At 70.6% G+C, this 15,745-nt stretch carries 13 protein-coding genes; 2 read left to right on the forward strand and 11 right to left on the reverse strand.

What is annotated here, in order from left to right; translation table 11 throughout:
* Positions 1–63: 63 nt before the first annotated feature.
* On the forward strand, positions 64–540 hold the full coding sequence (locus tag BK819_RS09135) for a VanZ family protein (RefSeq protein ID WP_083391731.1): 477 nt from the start codon (positions 64–66) through the stop codon (positions 538–540).
* Positions 537–1,304: an HAD-IIB family hydrolase gene (locus tag BK819_RS09140; protein WP_071328876.1), complete on the forward strand. Its 768-nt coding sequence runs from the start codon at positions 537–539 to the stop codon at positions 1,302–1,304. Before BK819_RS09135 ends, BK819_RS09140 begins: the two co-directional genes overlap by 4 nt.
* 85 nt (positions 1,305–1,389) lie before the next feature.
* Here BK819_RS09140 and BK819_RS09145 read toward each other — a convergent pair whose 3' ends face one another.
* The 11 genes from BK819_RS09145 to BK819_RS09195 form a co-directional block, all read right to left on the reverse strand.
* A complete protein-coding gene (locus BK819_RS09145) occupies positions 1,390–2,667 on the reverse strand; it encodes an alpha-hydroxy acid oxidase (RefSeq protein WP_071328877.1) in 1,278 nt (425 codons plus the stop codon).
* 10 nt (positions 2,668–2,677) lie between these two features.
* Entirely contained in the window at positions 2,678–3,400 is a 723-nt protein-coding gene (locus BK819_RS09150) for a FadR/GntR family transcriptional regulator (RefSeq protein WP_071328878.1), read from the reverse strand.
* 154 nt (positions 3,401–3,554) lie between these two features.
* Complete coding sequence (locus BK819_RS09155; protein WP_071328879.1) at positions 3,555–4,208, reverse strand: thymidine kinase; 654 nt, start codon at positions 4,206–4,208, stop codon at positions 3,555–3,557.
* Positions 4,209–4,217: 9 nt separating this feature from the next.
* Positions 4,218–5,690: a malate:quinone oxidoreductase gene (locus BK819_RS09160; RefSeq protein WP_071328880.1), complete on the reverse strand. Its 1,473-nt coding sequence runs from the start codon at positions 5,688–5,690 to the stop codon at positions 4,218–4,220.
* Positions 5,691–5,735: 45 nt separating this feature from the next.
* Complete coding sequence (locus BK819_RS09165; protein ID WP_071328881.1) at positions 5,736–6,806, reverse strand: aspartate-semialdehyde dehydrogenase; 1,071 nt, start codon at positions 6,804–6,806, stop codon at positions 5,736–5,738.
* Between the two features lie 353 nt (positions 6,807–7,159).
* Positions 7,160–8,440, reverse strand: coding sequence for an aspartate kinase (locus BK819_RS09170; RefSeq protein WP_025104257.1), 1,281 nt, complete (start codon positions 8,438–8,440; stop codon positions 7,160–7,162).
* 81 nt (positions 8,441–8,521) lie between these two features.
* Entirely contained in the window at positions 8,522–9,436 is a 915-nt protein-coding gene (locus tag BK819_RS09175; RefSeq protein WP_071328882.1) for a DMT family transporter, read from the reverse strand.
* Positions 9,433–10,026, reverse strand: a complete 594-nt coding sequence (recR, locus tag BK819_RS09180) for a recombination mediator RecR (RefSeq protein ID WP_025104255.1) — start codon at positions 10,024–10,026, stop codon at positions 9,433–9,435. Before recR ends, BK819_RS09175 begins: the two co-directional genes overlap by 4 nt.
* Positions 10,026–12,275, reverse strand: a complete 2,250-nt coding sequence (locus tag BK819_RS09185; protein ID WP_071328883.1) for a DNA polymerase III subunit gamma and tau — start codon at positions 12,273–12,275, stop codon at positions 10,026–10,028. Before BK819_RS09185 ends, recR begins: the two co-directional genes overlap by 1 nt.
* Positions 12,276–12,401: 126 nt before the next feature.
* Entirely contained in the window at positions 12,402–14,909 is a 2,508-nt protein-coding gene (locus BK819_RS09190) for a glycoside hydrolase family 65 protein (protein ID WP_071328884.1), read from the reverse strand.
* Entirely contained in the window at positions 14,906–15,664 is a 759-nt protein-coding gene (locus BK819_RS09195) for a beta-phosphoglucomutase family hydrolase (protein WP_071328885.1), read from the reverse strand. The genes BK819_RS09190 and BK819_RS09195 overlap by 4 nt, the downstream gene beginning before the upstream one ends.
* Positions 15,665–15,745 lie beyond the last annotated feature (81 nt).

Consider the following 15,745-nt stretch of genomic DNA (forward strand, 5'->3'; position numbering starts at 1 on the left):
ACGAGAAGGCCGCCCGCAGGGGCGGCCTTCTCTGTATCGGGATGTCGTGCGAGAGGGGAACGCATGGGGAGGCTCCTGCCACCGCCGCGGCGTTCGACGCGCGTGTGGGCCGTCGCCCTCGGACTCCCCTTCCTCCTCGGCGTCGCCCTCCTCACGCTCACGCCCGCGCGCGTGGAGCAGACGATGCCCAACCTGCTCGACCTCCTCCTTCGCGCGATCCAGCGTCTCGGCTGGACGAGCCTCGACTTCACGCGACTCGAGGTTCTGGCGAACGTCGCCGTCTTCATCCCCGTCGGGGTGCTCGCGTTCCTGCTCGTGCCCCGGCGCGCGTGGCTGCTATCGCTGCTCGTGGGTCCGGCCCTCTCGCTGGCGATCGAGACGGCGCAGTACCTCGCCCTCCCCCACCGCGCCGCGACTGTGAGCGACGTGCTGGCCAATTCCACCGGGGCGAGCATCGGCGTCGTCCTTGCGATATTCTGCACGCTGCTCGCGGCCACACCGTCCTCCCGGCCGCGAACACCTACAGTGGAGGCATCATGACTTCGCCCTCTCTCGTCGCCTTCGACCTCGATGACACCCTTGCCCCTTCCAAGGGCACGATCGACCCGCAGATCGCCGCACTCCTGGGTGAGCTGCTGCGTTCGGTGGACGTCGCGATCATCTCCGGCGGCAACGAGGCGCAGTTCCGTACGCAGGTGGTGGCGCAGCTCGCCGACGCCGACCCGGCGGCCCTCGCCCGACTGCACCTGCTCCCGACCTGCGGCACGCGGTACCTGCGGCATGACGGCACCGATTTCGTCGCGGTGTACGCCCATGACCTGAGCGACGAGGAGAAGACCGCCGCCCTCACCGCGCTGCGCGAGGAGGCCGAGCGTCTCGGGCTCTGGGAGGCCGAGCCCTGGGGCGAGATCCTCGAGGATCGCGGCTCGCAGATCACGTTCTCCGCGCTCGGCCAGCAGGCCCCGCGCGACGCGAAGCATGCGTGGGATCCGACGGGTTCGAAGCGCGGCGCGCTACGCGATGCCGTCGCCGCGCGGCTCCCGGGCCTCGAGGTGCGCTCGGGCGGCTCGACCTCGATCGACATCACCCGCGCCGGGATCGACAAGGCGTTCGGCATGCAGCAGCTCGCCACCCACACCGGGATCGATCTGACCGCGATGCTGTTCTATGGCGACCGCCTCGACGAGGGCGGCAACGACTACCCCGTCCTGGCGCTCGGAGTGCCAGCGGTGGCCGTCGAGGGCTGGGAAGACACGGCTGCCCGTCTGCGGGAACTGCTGCCGACCCTCTCCACCCGGGTCTGACGGGCACAGCCGCACGACGAGACGACGCCTGCACGACGGGAGGACCGAATCCGTCGTGCAGGCGTCGTCTCGTCGTGCAGGTGGGTCAGTGCACCTCGACGCCGGCCGCGCGGGAGACGGGCACCAGGCGAGTGAGCTGGGTCACATGCCCGGGCTCCAGCTCCGCGAGCGAGGCCACGCCCAGCAGCCGCATCGTGCGCTCGATCTCGCCGCGCAGGATGGCGATCGTGCGGTCGACGCCCTGGCGACCTCCCGCCATCAGGCCGTAGAGGTAGGCGCGACCGATCAGCGTGAAGTCGGCACCCAGCGCGACGGATGCCACGATGTCGGCGCCGTTCATGATGCCGGTGTCGATCATGACCGTGAAGTCGTCGCCGACCGCCCGACGGACCTCGGGCAGGAGATGGAACGGGATCGGGGCGCGGTCGAGCTGACGGCCGCCGTGGTTCGACAGCACGATGCCGTCGACGCCCGCGTCGCGCAGGCGCACGGAGTCCTCGACGTTCTGCACGCCCTTGATGACGATCTTGCCGGGCCAGATGTCGCGGATGACCGCGAGGTCGTCATAGCTGATCGTCGGGTCCATCGCCGCGTCCAGGAGCTCGCCGACGGTGCCGCCGGTCGTGCTCAGCGAAGCGAACTCGAGCTTCGGCGTGGTCAAGAAGTCGAACCACCACCAGGGCCGCGGGATGGCGTTGATGATCGTGCCGAGGGTGAGCTGCGGCGGGATGCTGAAGCCGTTGCGCTTGTCGCGGAGACGGGCGCCGGCGACCGGGGTGTCGACGGTGAACTGCAGCGTGTCGAAGCCCGCGGCGGCGGCGCGGCGGGCGAGCTCGTACGAGATCTCGCGGTCGCGCATGACGTAGAGCTGGAACCAGTTCCGACCGGGAACGGGGCCCTGCGGCTCCCGGACCGTCGCCGCCTTGACGTCTTCGATCGAGGTGGTCCCGAGGGTGGACAGCGTGAACGGGATGCCCGCAGCGGCCGCGGCGCCGGCGCCCGCGACCTCGCCCTCGGTCTGCATGAGCCGGGTGAAGCCGGTCGGCGCGATGCCGAACGGGAGCGCGGACGGGCCGCCGAGGATCTCGACGGCCGTGTCGACATCCGGCGCCGGCTTGAGGATGCCGGGGTGGAACTCCACGTCCTGGAACGCCTGGCGTGCCCGGCTCAGCGACAGCTCACCCTCGGCGGCGCCGTCGGTGTAGTCGAAGGCGGCCTTGGGCGTGCGGCGCTTGGCGATCTTCCGCAGATCGTCGATGGTGAGCGCGGCGTCGAGGCGGCGCTTCCGTCCGTCGAGCTCCGGCTTCTTGAACTTCATGAGCTCCAACAGCTCGGCGGGATTGGGGAGCTGGCGCTGGACCATGTTCTGCCTCTCAGTTCTGCGGGGTGATGGCGCGGGTGAGGCCCGCGGCGGTGTAGTAGCCGGTGATGTGAGCGCGGACGAGACGGCGCGCGGCATGGGCATCGCCCTCGTCGATCGCCGCGACGAGGGCGCGGTGCTCGGAACGCAGACGCTCGGCCATCCGATCCCAGTCATCGACGGTCGCCGCGCCCGCGAGCACGTACGACTCGATGGCGGAGCGGAGTCCCGCCATCATCGCCGCGATGACCGTGTTGCCGCTGCCCTCCGCGAGGGAGAGGTGCAGCTGCGCGTCGAGGGCGAGGAACTCGGCCGGTGTGAGGGCGCCGTCATCCATGGCGGTGAGCAGCTCGTGCGCCCGCGTGGTGTCGCGATGGACAGCCGATGCCATGGCGTCGACGACCGCATCCTCGAGCACGAGCCGCGTGCGGACGACGTCGTCGAGGGGGAAGCCCTGCGCGGCCACCTGGAGCCGGAGGAGCGCCGACATCCCGCCGGTGGGGGTGGCGATGACGATGGCGCCCGCCTGAGGGCCCGAGCCGGTCGCCGTGCGGATGAGGCCGAGCACCTCGAGCACGCGGAACGCCTCGCGGACGCTCGATCGTCCGACACCGAGGTCGCCCGCGAGGTCCCGTTCGGACGGCAGCCGGTCCCCCGGCCCGAGACGACCGTCGAGCAGATCACGCTCGATGTGCTCGAGCACGAGTCGCCATGCGCGCGCCGGCTGCTCCGTCATCCCGCCTCCTGTGGTCAGACCACAGGCTAGCGCGTGTGGTCAGACCACGCAATACGACGATGCCGCGCACGCGATCCACCCCTTTCCGTGCGCCCCGGCCCGGTGCGTACGCACGCAGAGGGGTGGGGCGACCGGAAGGGGGTGGGTCGACGGGTCAGCCGAGGCGGCCGCCAGACTCCTCCAGGTAACAGGTGCCGCACAGCGACTCGTAGGTCGTGAGCTCGGGCGAGGCGGAGCCGTCGGCGCCCTCGTCGATCGCGACCTGGTCGCCGTCGAAGACGAAGCGGCCGCCGACCACGCGGCCGTTGAACACCGCCTTGCGCCCGCAGCGGCAGATGGTCTTGAGCTCTTCCAGGGAGTGCGCGATCGCGAGAAGACGGGCGGAGCCGGGGAACGCGTGGGTGCGGAAGTCGTTGCGGATGCCGTAAGCCATCACCGGGATCCCGTCCTCCACCGCGATGCGGAACAGGTCGTCGATCTGTGCGGGCGTCAGGAACTGCGCCTCGTCGATGAGCAGACAGGCCACGTCGACAGGCCCGGTCGGGAGGAGCTCCTCCTCCGTGGACCGCCGCATGCGCTCGCGGTGGACTGCGAAGAGCGCGCGGGCGTCGTCGTCCGGGCCGATGAGTAAGTCGACCGGTCGCGTGACCCCGAGGCGACTCTCGATCTCGCCGGCGCCCTTGGTGTCAATCGCGGGCTTGGCGAGCAGCACATGCTGGCCGCGTTCCTCGTAGTTGTACGCAGCCTGGAGCAGGGCAGTCGACTTGCCCGAGTTCATCGCGCCGTAGCGGAAGTAGAGCTTCGCCACGGTCCGAGGTCAGGCGTTGATGCCGAGGACGGCGGCGGTCGCGGTGGTCGACTCCTCCGCGAGCTCCGCGTCGCCGTTGAGCTTCCGGCCGAAGGTGGGGATGAGCTCGCGCAGCTGCGACTCCCAGCCCGGGTACTCGCCGGGGAAGCACTTCTTCAGCAGATCGAGCATGATCGGCACGGCCGTCGAGGCCCCGGGGGATGCTCCGAGGAGACCGGCGATCGAACCGTCACCCGAGGCGACCACCTCGGTGCCGAACTGCAGCACGCCACCCTTCTTCGGATCCTTCTTCATGACCTGGGCGCGCTGACCGGCGTCGATGAGCGTCCAGTCCTCGTCCTTGGCCGTCGGCATGAACGTGCGGAGGCTGTCGACCTTCTTGCGGTGGTTCTTCATCAGCTCGCTGATGAGGTACGTGATGAGGTCGGGGTTGGCGAAGGCGACGCGCAGCATCGGCCAGAGGTTGTGCGGCCGAACCTGCGTGACGATGTCGAGCATCGAGCCGTTCTTGAGGAACTTCGGGCTGAACGTCGCGAACGGCCCGAACATCAGCGACGCCTCACCGTCGACGACACGCGTGTCGAGGTGCGGGACCGACATCGGCGGCGCGCCGACCGAGGCCTGCGAATAGACCTTCGCCTTGTGCTGCGCAACGATCTTCGGGTTCGTCGTCTTGAGGAACTGGCCGCCGATCGGGAAGACGCCGTAGCCCCTGATCTCAGGGATGCCGGAATTCTGCAGGAGCTTCAGCGCCCACCCCCCGGCCCCGACGAACACGAACTTCGCCTTGATCTCGTTCGGGGTGCGGCCGACCGTCGTGCGGTACTTGATGAGCCAGGTGCCGTCCTTCTGCCGCTTGAGCGACTTGACCTCGTGGTTCGTGCGCACGGCGACGCCCGAGTCACGCAGGTGATCGAAGAGCTGGTGCGTGAGGGCGCCGAAGTCGACGTCGGCGCCGGCGGGCACCCGGGTCGCCGCGAACGGCTCGCCCTTCCGGCGCTTCTGCATGAGCAGCGGCGCCCACTGGTTGATGACGCGGGAGTCTTCGCTGTACTCGATCCCCGCAAACAGCGGCTGCTCCTTGAGCACCTCGTAACGCTTCTTGAGGTAGGCCACATCCTTCTCGCCCCGCACGAACGTCATGTGCGGGGTCGCGTTGATGAAGGTCGACGGCTCGTCCAGCACGCCCTTCTCGACGAGGGACGACCAGAACTGGCGGCTCTGCTGGAACTGCTCGTTGATCGAGATCGCCTTGGCGGGGTCGAGCGGAGCGTCGCCCTGTTGCGGCATGTAGTTCAGCTCGCACAGCGCGGCGTGCCCGGTCCCGGCGTTGTTCCAGGGGTTCGAGCTTTCCTGCGCCACGTCCGACAGCCGCTCGAAGGCGACGATCTTCCAGTCCGGCTGCAGCTCGTGCAGCAGGGTACCCAGGGTGGCGCTCATGATGCCACCGCCGATCAGGACGACATCGACGTTTTCAGTCACTCGAACAGTCTAGTTCGCGGCCAGGACACCGCAGACCATGCAGCCTCAGGAGACCGGGGCGAGCCGCTCCGCGAGGACCTCGGCGATCTGCACCGCGTTCAGCGCCGCTCCCTTGCGGAGGTTGTCGTTGCTGATGAAGAGCACGAGACCCTTGCCCTCCGGAGCCGACTGGTCCGCGCGGATGCGACCGACGAAGCTCGGGTCCTTGCCCGCGGCCTGCAGCGGGGTCGGCACCTCGTCGAGCACGACGCCGGGCGCCGCGCTCAGCACCTCCGCGGCGCGTTCCGGAGTCAGGTCGCGGGAGAACTCCGCGTGGATCGAGAGCGAGTGACCGGTGAAAACCGGCACACGGACGCAGGTGCCGGCGACGCGCAGGTCGGGCAGCTCGAGGATCTTCCGGCTCTCGTTGCGGAGCTTCTTCTCCTCGTCGGTCTCGTTGTCCCCGTCGTCGACGAGGTTCCCCGCGAGCGGGATCACGTCGAAGGCGATCGGCGCGACGTACTTCTCGGGCTCGGGGAAGTCGACCGCGGAGCCGTCATGCACGAGGCGGAGGGTGTCGCCCTGCGCGAGCACGCCCTCGACCTGGCCGAGCAGTTCCTGTGCGCCGGCGAGTCCGGAGCCGGACACCGCCTGGTAGGTCGACACGATCAGACGCTCGAGTCCGGCCTCGGCGTCGAGGACCTTGAGCACCGGCATCGCCGCCATCGTGGTGCAGTTCGGGTTCGCGATGATGCCCTTGGGCCGGTCGTCGATCGCGTGCGGGTTCACCTCGCTGACGACAAGGGGGACCTCGGGATCCATGCGCCAAGCGCTGGAGTTGTCGACGACCACGGCGCCGGCCTCGGCGAAGCGGGGGGCGTAGGCGCGGCTGGCGGTGGCCCCGGCGGAGAACAGCGCGATGTCGATCCCGGACGGGTCGGCGGCCTCGACGTCCTCGACGATGACCGTCTGTCCGCCGAACTCGATCGCCGTGCCCGCGGAACGCGCCGAGGAGAACAGCCGCAGCTCGCGGATCGGGAACGAACGCTCCGCGAGAATCTCGCGCATCACGGTGCCCACCTGGCCGGTGGCGCCGACGATGGCGACGGAGAGTCCTGATTCGGAGATGCGGGTCATGATGTTCCTTGGCTTCGTGCGGTACGGCGTACGAGGCTTCGGGCGCGGCGTCGGGATGCTGAGGCTGCGCCTGGCGCCGGTGTCAGGGTTTCCGCGAGTCTATCGCGCCGCGACCACCCCGAAGCCCGCCTGTTTCACGGAGGTAGGCCACCCCGGCGAATCAGGCGAACGCGGGAGATCAGGCACGCGTGCACAAGACGCCCTGAACCAGCGCGAACGCCTGTGCTGGCGCGGCCCCTGGAGAACAGGCAGACCCGCGCGAACAGGCGAACGCGGGAGATCAGGCACGTGTGGACAGGACAGCCTGAACCCGCGCGAACGCCTGTGCTGGCGCGAGGTGAGAGTGGCCGGGGTCAGCGGCCGGTGCCGGCGTGGACCGTAGCCTCCGCGTCGCCGTCGAGACCGTAAGCGGTGTGCACGGTGCGCGCGGCTTCGGTGAGGTCGGTGTCACGGAGCACGACTGAGATGCGGATCTCCGAGGTGGAGATCATCTCGATGTTGATGCCGCCGGCGGACAGGGCCTCGAAGAGGGTCGCCGAGACACCGGAGTGCGTGCGCATCCCCGCGCCGACCACGGACAGCTTGCCGATCTGGTCGTCGTGGATGAGGTTCTGGAAGCCGACCTCGGTCTGCTCGCCGGCGAGGGCCTTGAGCGCGGCAGCGGCGTCGGCCTTGGGGACCGTGAAGGAGATGTCGGTGCGCCCGGTGGCGGAGACGTTCTGCACGATCATGTCGACGTTGGCACCGGACTTCGCGACGATCTTGAAGATCTCGGCGGCCTTGCCCGGGACGTCGGGCACCCCGGCGACGGTGATCTTGGCCTGGCTGAAGTCGGTGGCGACGCCGGCGACGATCGGTTCTTCCATGACTGCTCCCTCGGCTTCGCGAGGGTTCTTCATGCCCTCGCCCAGAACGTATGTGCCCTCGGCCGACGAGAACGTCGACCGGGCGTGGATGAGGACGCCGTGCCGGCGGGCGTACTCCACGGCACGGATGTAGAGGACCTTGGCGCCGTTGGCGGCGAGCTCCAGCATCTCCTCGCTGGAGACGTGGTCGAGCTTCTGCGCCTTCGGGATCACCCGCGGGTCGGCCGTGAAGATGCCGTCCACATCGCTGTAGATCTCGCAGACGTCCGCCGACAGCGCGGCCGCCAGCGCGACGGCCGTCGTGTCCGACCCGCCACGGCCGAGCGTGGTGATGTCGCGGGTGTCGCGGTTGAAGCCCTGGAAGCCGGCGACGATGACGATCGCGCCCTCGTCGAGCGCCTCGCGGAGCCGCACGGGTGTGACGTCGACGATGCGCGCCGCCCCGTGCTGCGAGTCGGTGATCATTCCAGCCTGGCTGCCGGTGAACGACCGCGCTTCGAAGCCCATCGAGTGGATCGCCATCGCCAGCAGCGCCATCGAGATCCGCTCGCCGCTGGAGAGGAGCATGTCGAGCTCGCGCGGGGCGGGGATCGGCGCGACCTCGTTCGCGAGGTCCAGCAGCTCATCGGTCGTGTCGCCCATGGCGCTCACGGCGACGACGACGTCGTGACCGGCGCGACGGGTGTCGACGATGCGCTTGGCGACGCGCTTGATGCTCTCTGCGTCGGCGACGGACGAGCCGCCGTATTTCTGCACGATGAGGGCCACGTTCACTCCCTGGGATGTCGGGCGGATCCGCCCACGGTCATTCTACGATCGGCGCGCATGCCGCCCCGCGCATGTGACGGCTCAGGCGGGGGCGGGCGGAACGGGCGTCACCGGGCGCAGCCGCCCTCCGGTGGCGGCGAACCAGCACCCGATGATGATCAGCGGGAATCCGAGGAGGAGCCCAGGGGTGAGGGGTTCGGCGAGGACGATGGCCCCGAGCACGATCGCCACGACCGGGTTCACGTAGGTGAACAGCGGCGCCCTGACCGGTCCGACCTCGCGGATCAGCGCGAAGAAGGCCAGGAACGCCAGCGCCGTGCAGATGACGGCGAGGGCGAGCAGGGCGCCGATCGACGGGAGCGTGGGCACCTGGTGCTGGGTGAGCAGACCGATCGGGAGGTAGAGCATGCCGATCATGAGCAGCGACAGGGTGATCGTGCCGAGCGAGGGGACGTCATTCAGCTTGCGGGCCACGATGAACGGCGCGATCGCGTACAGCACCGCGACGAGCAGCACCTCCCCCGCCGCGAGCAGGCTCACCTCTCCCCCGAAGAGCCCCGGCCCCGCCACGACGACGGCGACGCCGATGAAGCCGACCAGCAGGCCGATGCCGCGGGCAGGACGCAGCACGCCGCGGTCGCCACCACCCAGCGCGATGAGGGCGGCGAACAGCGGCACGGTGGCGACGAGGAGTCCGGTCATTCCGGAGGGCAGCGTCATCTCGGCGTGCCCGAGGAGGAGGAACGGTCCGGCCATCTCCACGGCCCCGAACGCCAGCACCCACGGCCAGTGTCGCAGCGCCGCGCGGAGGGCGCCGCTGCGCAGGGCGAACGGCAGCAGGAGGAGAGCCGCGATCAGCGTCCGTCCCGCCACGATCGCGGGCGGGGAGATCGAATCCACCGCCACGCTGATGAAGAGGTAGGGCACGCCCCAGAGCAGGGCCATGACTCCGAAGAGCAGCCAGCCCCGGCGGGAGAAGCCGGACTGCGGGGTCACAGCACGCGCCGGCCCTCGAAGGCCCGGCCGAGCGTCACCTCGTCCGCGTACTCGAGGTCGCCGCCGACCGGGAGGCCCGAGGCGAGCCGCGAAACCGTGATCTGCATCGTCGTCAGGAGCCGGCTCAGGTAGCTCGCCGTCGCCTCTCCCTCCAGGTTGGGGTTTGTGGCGATGATGACCTCCTGCACGGTGCCGTCGGCGAGCCGCGTCATGAGCTGGGCGATCCGGAGGTCGTCCGGGCCGATGCCCGCGATAGGACTGATCGCGCCGCCGAGCACGTGGTACAGGCCGCGGAACTCCCGCGTGCGCTCGATCGCGGCGACGTCCTTCGCATCCTCGACCACGCAGATCAGCGCCTGGTTGCGGCGTGGGTCGCGACAGATCGCGCAGCGTTCCTGCTCCGCGACGTTGCCGCAGATCTCGCAGAAGCGGACCCGGATGCGGATCTCGGTCAGCAGCTCGGCGAGACGGGCGACGTCGAACGTCGGCGTCTGCAGGATGTGGAAAGCGATGCGCTGCGCCGACTTCGGGCCGATGCCGGGAAGGCGGCCGAACTCGTCGATCAGCTCTTGGACGATGCCGTCGTACATCAGGAGAACCTCGTGGGGGGCTCGTAGGGCTCTTCGCGAAGGAACGTCGCGCCGAGCACCTGGCGGATCACGGCCTCTCCGTAGCGCTGCACGCCGCCGGCGGCGGGGGTGCGCTCGACGACGACCGGTGCAGCGGCCGCGGGGGCGGCCGCCTGCGGGGCCGCCGCCGGAGTCGCGCGAGGGGAGGGAGGGCGGTCGTACGGAGCCGGGGGCTCGTAGGCCGGATCGTACGGCGGCTCCTCGTCGAACGCGGGAGCGTCGTCGTCGCCGGGCAGCGGCGGCTCATCGCGATCGATCCTGCCGTCGGCCGGCGGGGTCGGCGCGGCGGAGGCGGCCTCGACCTCCTCCGGCTCCTCGTCGACGGCGAGGGGCGCTGCCGGCGCGGCGGCCGCTGTCGTCGGGATGGGTGCGACCGCCCACTCCGTCACGGGGGCCGCGGCGGCGCGGGTCTGCGGGCGGGAGGGACGCGCTGACGCAGGCTCCGATGCGGGAGCGGTGTCGGCCGGGGCGGCGGATCCCGAGGAGGCGGGCTGCCGCGGCGCACCGCCGGGCGGCATCGGGGCCGGCAGGTACTTGACCCGCACCCCGACCTCCTGCTCGATGGCCGTGCGGAGGTGGTCGGACGGTCCGGAGCCGGGCGTGGTCCCCTTGAACTTCGCGACGTCGTGCTGACTCGTGAATCCGAGGGTCAGTACCTCGGACTCGCCGTCGTACGCGAGCGGCTGGACGGCGGTGGCGAGCAGCCAGGACGTGCGGCTGATGCCTTCGAGGCGCTTCAGCACGGCCGGCCAGGCGTCGCGGACGCGGTCGAACGTGACGGGAGCGGACGGCGCGGACGACTCCGGGGCCGGAGCGGGTGCGGGTTCCGGGGAGGGCTCGGGCTCGGCGGCCGGCGCAAGACCGGAGGGGGCCGGCGCAGGAGCCGAGGGGGCCGGCGCAGGAGCGGAGGGGGCCGGCGCGGACGAGGCCGATGCCGTGGGCGTCGCCGTCTCGGGCTCGGGCGCGGGCGCGGGCGCGGGCGCGACGGTCGTCGAGGGCGGTGCCGAAGTCGGCGGGATCACCGGCGGATGCGTCGTCGCCGGCGGGTGCAGCGCACCCGATGCCGAGGCGCCGGAGGGGGCCGAGCCACCGGGAGCGGCAGCGAGGACGCGGGCGACCATGAGCTCGAGGTGGAGCCGCGGTGACGTGGCGCCGGACATGTCGTCGAGCGCCGCGCTGACCACGTCGGCCGTGCGGGAGAGCCGCGCGGCGCCGAAGGACTCGGCCTGGCGGCGCATCCGGTCGAGCTCGTCCTCGGCGATGCCGCGCAGCACGGCGGACGCGCCGGAGCCGACGGCGGCGATGACGATGAGGTCGCGCAGGCGCTCCAGGAGGTCGTCGACGAAGCGCCGCGGGTCCTGCCCGGTCTGCACCACGCGGTCGATGGCCGGGAAGGCGGTCGCGGCATCGCCCGCCGCCAGCGCGTCGACGATCTCGTCGAGGAGCGCCCCGTGGGTGTACCCGAGCAGCGCCACCGCCCGCGCATAGCCGACTGTGACGGTCTCGGAGCCGGCCGGGGCATCCGATCCCGCGATCAGCTGATCCAGCAGCGACAGCGTGTCGCGGGGAGAACCGCCTCCGGCGCGGACGACGAGCGGCAGCACACCCTGCTCGACGATCACGCCCTCTTCCGCGCACAGCTTCTCGACGTACTCGAGCATCGCGGCGGGCGGCACCAGCCGGAACGGGTAGTGATGCGTGCGCGAGCGGATCGTGCCGAGCACCTTCTCGGGCTCCGTCGTGGCGAAGATGAACTTGACGTGCGGCGGGGGCTCCTCCACGAGCTTCAGCAGCGCGTTGAAGCCCTGCGGCGTGACCATGTGCGCCTCGTCGAGGATGAAGATCTTGAAGCGGTCCCGGCTCGGGGCGAAGGTGGCCCGTTCCCGCAGGTCGCGCGCGTCGTCGACGCCGTTGTGGCTCGCGGCGTCGATCTCGACCACGTCGAGCGATCCACCGCCGGCCCGGGAGAGCTCGACGCAGCTCGGGCACGTCCCGCAGGGGGTGTCGGTCGGCCCCTCGGCGCAGTTCAGGCACCGCGCGAGGATGCGCGCGGAGGTGGTCTTGCCGCAACCGCGCGGGCCGGAGAACAGGTAGGCGTGGCCCACGCGGTCGCCGCGCAGCGCGGTCATGAGCGGATCGGTCACCTGCGACTGCCCGATCATCTCGCCGAACGTCTCGGGTCGGTAGCGGCGGTAGAGGGCTGTGGTCACCCCTCCAGCCTACGGCGTGCCACCGACGTTGCTCCCCTCCCGGTCGACCCGGCCCCTTTCACGCGAGCCACCCCTCTGTGTGCGTCCGCAAGGGGGTGGGACGCACGTAGAGGGGTGGGTGGGCGATCAGTCGATCGTCTCGATGACGGGGATCGCGCTCGTGATCACGGGGACCGAGGCGGAGAGCCGCGTGCCGTCGTCGCGGCGGGCGTCGGCGAACTCCTGCAGGGTCGGGCGTCCGGGGATCACGGGTCCCTGGTTCGAGAGGGGGACGATGACCTCGTCCTCCAGGGTCGCGATGTACGCGTTGTCACGCACGCTGAACGGCACCGGAGGTCCGCTGCGCACCTGCACCCGCAGCTCGTGCCGCGTGACGGTCACCTGCATCGCCGTGCCCTGCCACTGCAGCGGGAACGACAACGACGGCCAGGACTCGGGGAGCCGCGGGTCGAAGCTGAGGTCGCCGCCGTAGTCGCGCATGCCGCCGAATCCGCAGACGAGGGCCGTCCACACGCCACCGGCCGAGGCGACGTGCACGCCGTCGGCCGCGTTGTGGTGCAGGTCGTGCAGATCGACGAACAGCGACTGCTCGAAGTACTTCTGCGCGAGGTCCTGATAGCCCACCTCAGCCGCGAGGATCGACTGCACGACCGCCGACAGGGTCGAATCGCCCGTCGTCAGCGGGTCGTAGTAGTCGAAGTCGGCCTTCTTCTCCTCGGGCGAGAAGTGGTTGCCCTGCAGGAACAGCGCCAGCACGACGTCGGCCTGCTTGAGCACCTGGAAGCGGTAGATCACGAGCGGGTGGAAGTGCAGCAGCAGCGGGCGCTGGTCGGCCGGGGTGTTCGCGAGGTCCCAGACCTCCCGCTCCAGGAACAGCGAGTCCTGCGGGTGGATGCCGAGGCTCTCGCTGTACGGGATGTACATCGCCTCCGCCGCCCTCTCCCAGGACTCCGCCTCACCCGAGCCGAGGCCCGTCCGCTCGACGAGGGCCGCGTAGTCCTCCGGGTAGCTGTCGCGGATCTCCCGCACGACCTTGGCCGCGTAACGGAGGTTGTACCGCGCCATGACGTTCGTGTACAGGTTGTCGTTCACGACGGTCGTGTACTCGTCCGGGCCGGTGACGCCGTGGATGTGGAACGTCTGGAGGCCGTCGCCGGCACCGGACTGCTCCACGAGCCGCGATCCCCGCCAGAAGCCGAGGGTGGCCCAGAGCCGCGCGGTCTCGATCGCGACGTCGGCGCCCTCGCGCCGCAGGAAGGCCTCGTCCCCGGTCGCCCGCACGTACTTGCCGAGCGCGAAGCTGATGTCGGCGTTGATGTGGTACTGCGCGGTGCCGGCGGCGTAGTACGCCGAGGCCTCTTCGCCGTTGATCGTGCGCCACGGGAAGAGCGCGCCCGCCTCGTTGAGCTGAGCGGCCCGGCGGCGCGCCGCGGGGAGCATCTTCACCCTTGCTCGCAGCGCGTTGTAGGCCCAGCGCGGCGTCGTGTAGGTGAGGAACGGGAGCACGTAGATCTCGGTGTCCCAGAAGTAGTGGCCGCTGTAGCCGGAGCCGGTCAGCCCCTTCGCGGGGACACCGGCGCCGTCCGCCCTGGCCGAGGCCTGAGCGAGCTGGAACAGGCACCAGCGGGTGGCCTGCTGCAGGTCGTCGCGCCCGCCGATCTGCACGTCGCTGCGCTCCCAGAACGCGTCGAGCCACTCGCGCTGGCGGCGGAAGACCGTCTCCACGCCCTCGTCCGCTGCCCGGTCGAGCGAGCGACGGCAGCGGTCCACGAGCTCCCGCGGGGGCACCCCGCGGGACGAGTGGTAGCTGACGAGCTTGGTGATCGTGATGGGGACGCCGGCCTTCGCCTGCACGCGGAAGACGTTCTTGGCGATGTCCGGCTCGATGAGCGTCCGGACGTTGTAGTCGTTCTCCGTCTCGATGACGTGATCGGCGACGACGGCGACGGTCATCCCGGACGCGGCGACCCGGTACGACAGCGCGGAGCGCAGCCCGTCCTGCCAGTGCTCGGCCGGCTCCAGCACACGGTCCGCGATGCGTTCGGCCTTGCGCGGGTCGAAGGCGGCGCCCTTGGTCGTCATCGGGGAGCCGGCGTAGACGCCCGCCCCGTCCTGACGGTTGAGCAGCTGGCAGCTGATCGTGACCGGGGCGTTGGCGTTCTCGACGACGACCTCGAGCCGCAGCACCGCGAGGTGCCGCTCCTCGAAGCTCACGAGACGCTGATCCCGCATACGCACCCGCTTGCCGGAGGGGGTCTCCCAGACCACGCGCCGCTCCAGCACACCCGTGCGCATGTCGAGGGTGCGGGCGTACTCGCGCACGTCGGCGTCGTCGAGGGAGATCGGCTCGTCGTCGACGTAGAGCCGCATCACCTTGGCGTCGGGGGCGTTGACGATCGTCTGGCCGACCTCGGCGAAGCCGTAGGCCTGTTCGGCGTGCCGGATCGGCCACGTCTCGTGCAGGCCGTTGATGAAGGTGCCGTGCTCCTGCGCGCCGCGCCCCTCGATGTGGTTGCCCCGGAGCCCGAGGTAGCCGTTGCCGACCGAGAACAGCGTCTCGCCGACGCCCTCCTCCGAGTAGCGCGTCTCGATGAGACGCCACGGGTCGACGGGGAAGCGGTCGCGGTCGATCATGCGGTCTCCGGGGTGTCGGTGCGGGCGGCGGAAAGCAGGATACCGAGGTCGTCGACGACGTGGGTCGCGCCGGCGGCGCGGAGTGCATCCGCGCCGGCGCCCCGGTCGACGCCGATGACGACGGCGTAGCCGGCGGCGGCGGCGGAAGCGGCACCGGAGGTGGCGTCCTCGACGGCGATGCTGCGGGCCGGGTCGACGCCGAGGGCCGAGGCACCGGCGGCGAACATGTCGGCCGCGGGCTTGGACGCGAGGTGCTCGCGCTCGGCGACGACGCCGTCGATCACGACGCGGAAGAAGGACCGGATACCGGCGGCCGCCAGCACCTCCTCGGCGTTCTTAGAGCTGGAGACGACGCCGAGCGGGATTCCCGCGGCGTGCAGCGCCTCGACCACGGCGAGGGAGCCGGGGAACGGAGCGATGCCCTGGCTGCGGAGGGACGTCGCGAACGCGGCGTTCTTGCGGTTGCCGATCCCGCAGATGGTCTCGGCGGACGGGTCATCGTCCACGGATCCCCAGGGGACCTCGACGTTGCGGCTGCGCAGCAGGCTCGCGACGCCGTCGTAGCGCTTCTTGCCGTCGACGTAGGCGAAGTAGTCCTCGTCGGTGTACGGCGGCGTGATGTCCCAGCGGGCGAAGACGTCGTCGAAGACCGCCTTCCAGGCGCGCATGTGCACCTCGGCGGTCGGCGTGAGGACGCCGTCGAGGTCGAACAGCACACCGTCGGCGTGGAACAGGTCGGGCAGCGCGTCTGGCACAGAGCCTCCAGGAGAAGGACGAGGGTCGGGAAAGGCACCTCTCCGTGCCACTGTGCAAGCGTAATGGCGCTGGCGCGCGCG

The organism is Microbacterium sp. LCT-H2, assembly GCF_001866135.1.
Taxonomy (GTDB): Bacteria; Actinomycetota; Actinomycetes; order Actinomycetales; family Microbacteriaceae; genus Microbacterium.

What these genes read in the sequence shown, in the direction of transcription:
- BK819_RS09150 (WP_071328878.1), bottom strand. Translation starts at nt 3,400, where the DNA reads ATGACGGAGCAGCCGGCGCGCGCATGGCGACTCGTGCTCGAGCACATC.
- recR (WP_025104255.1), bottom strand. Translation starts at nt 10,026, where the DNA reads ATGTACGACGGCATCGTCCAAGAGCTGATCGACGAGTTCGGCCGCCTT.
- BK819_RS09135 (WP_083391731.1), top strand. Translation starts at nt 64, where the DNA reads ATGGGGAGGCTCCTGCCACCGCCGCGGCGTTCGACGCGCGTGTGGGCC.
- BK819_RS09145 (WP_071328877.1), bottom strand. Translation starts at nt 2,667, where the DNA reads ATGGTCCAGCGCCAGCTCCCCAATCCCGCCGAGCTGTTGGAGCTCATG.
- BK819_RS09190 (WP_071328884.1), bottom strand. Translation starts at nt 14,909, where the DNA reads ATGATCGACCGCGACCGCTTCCCCGTCGACCCGTGGCGTCTCATCGAG.
- BK819_RS09165 (WP_071328881.1), bottom strand. Translation starts at nt 6,806, where the DNA reads ATGACCCGCATCTCCGAATCAGGACTCTCCGTCGCCATCGTCGGCGCC.
- BK819_RS09140 (WP_071328876.1), top strand. Translation starts at nt 537, where the DNA reads ATGACTTCGCCCTCTCTCGTCGCCTTCGACCTCGATGACACCCTTGCC.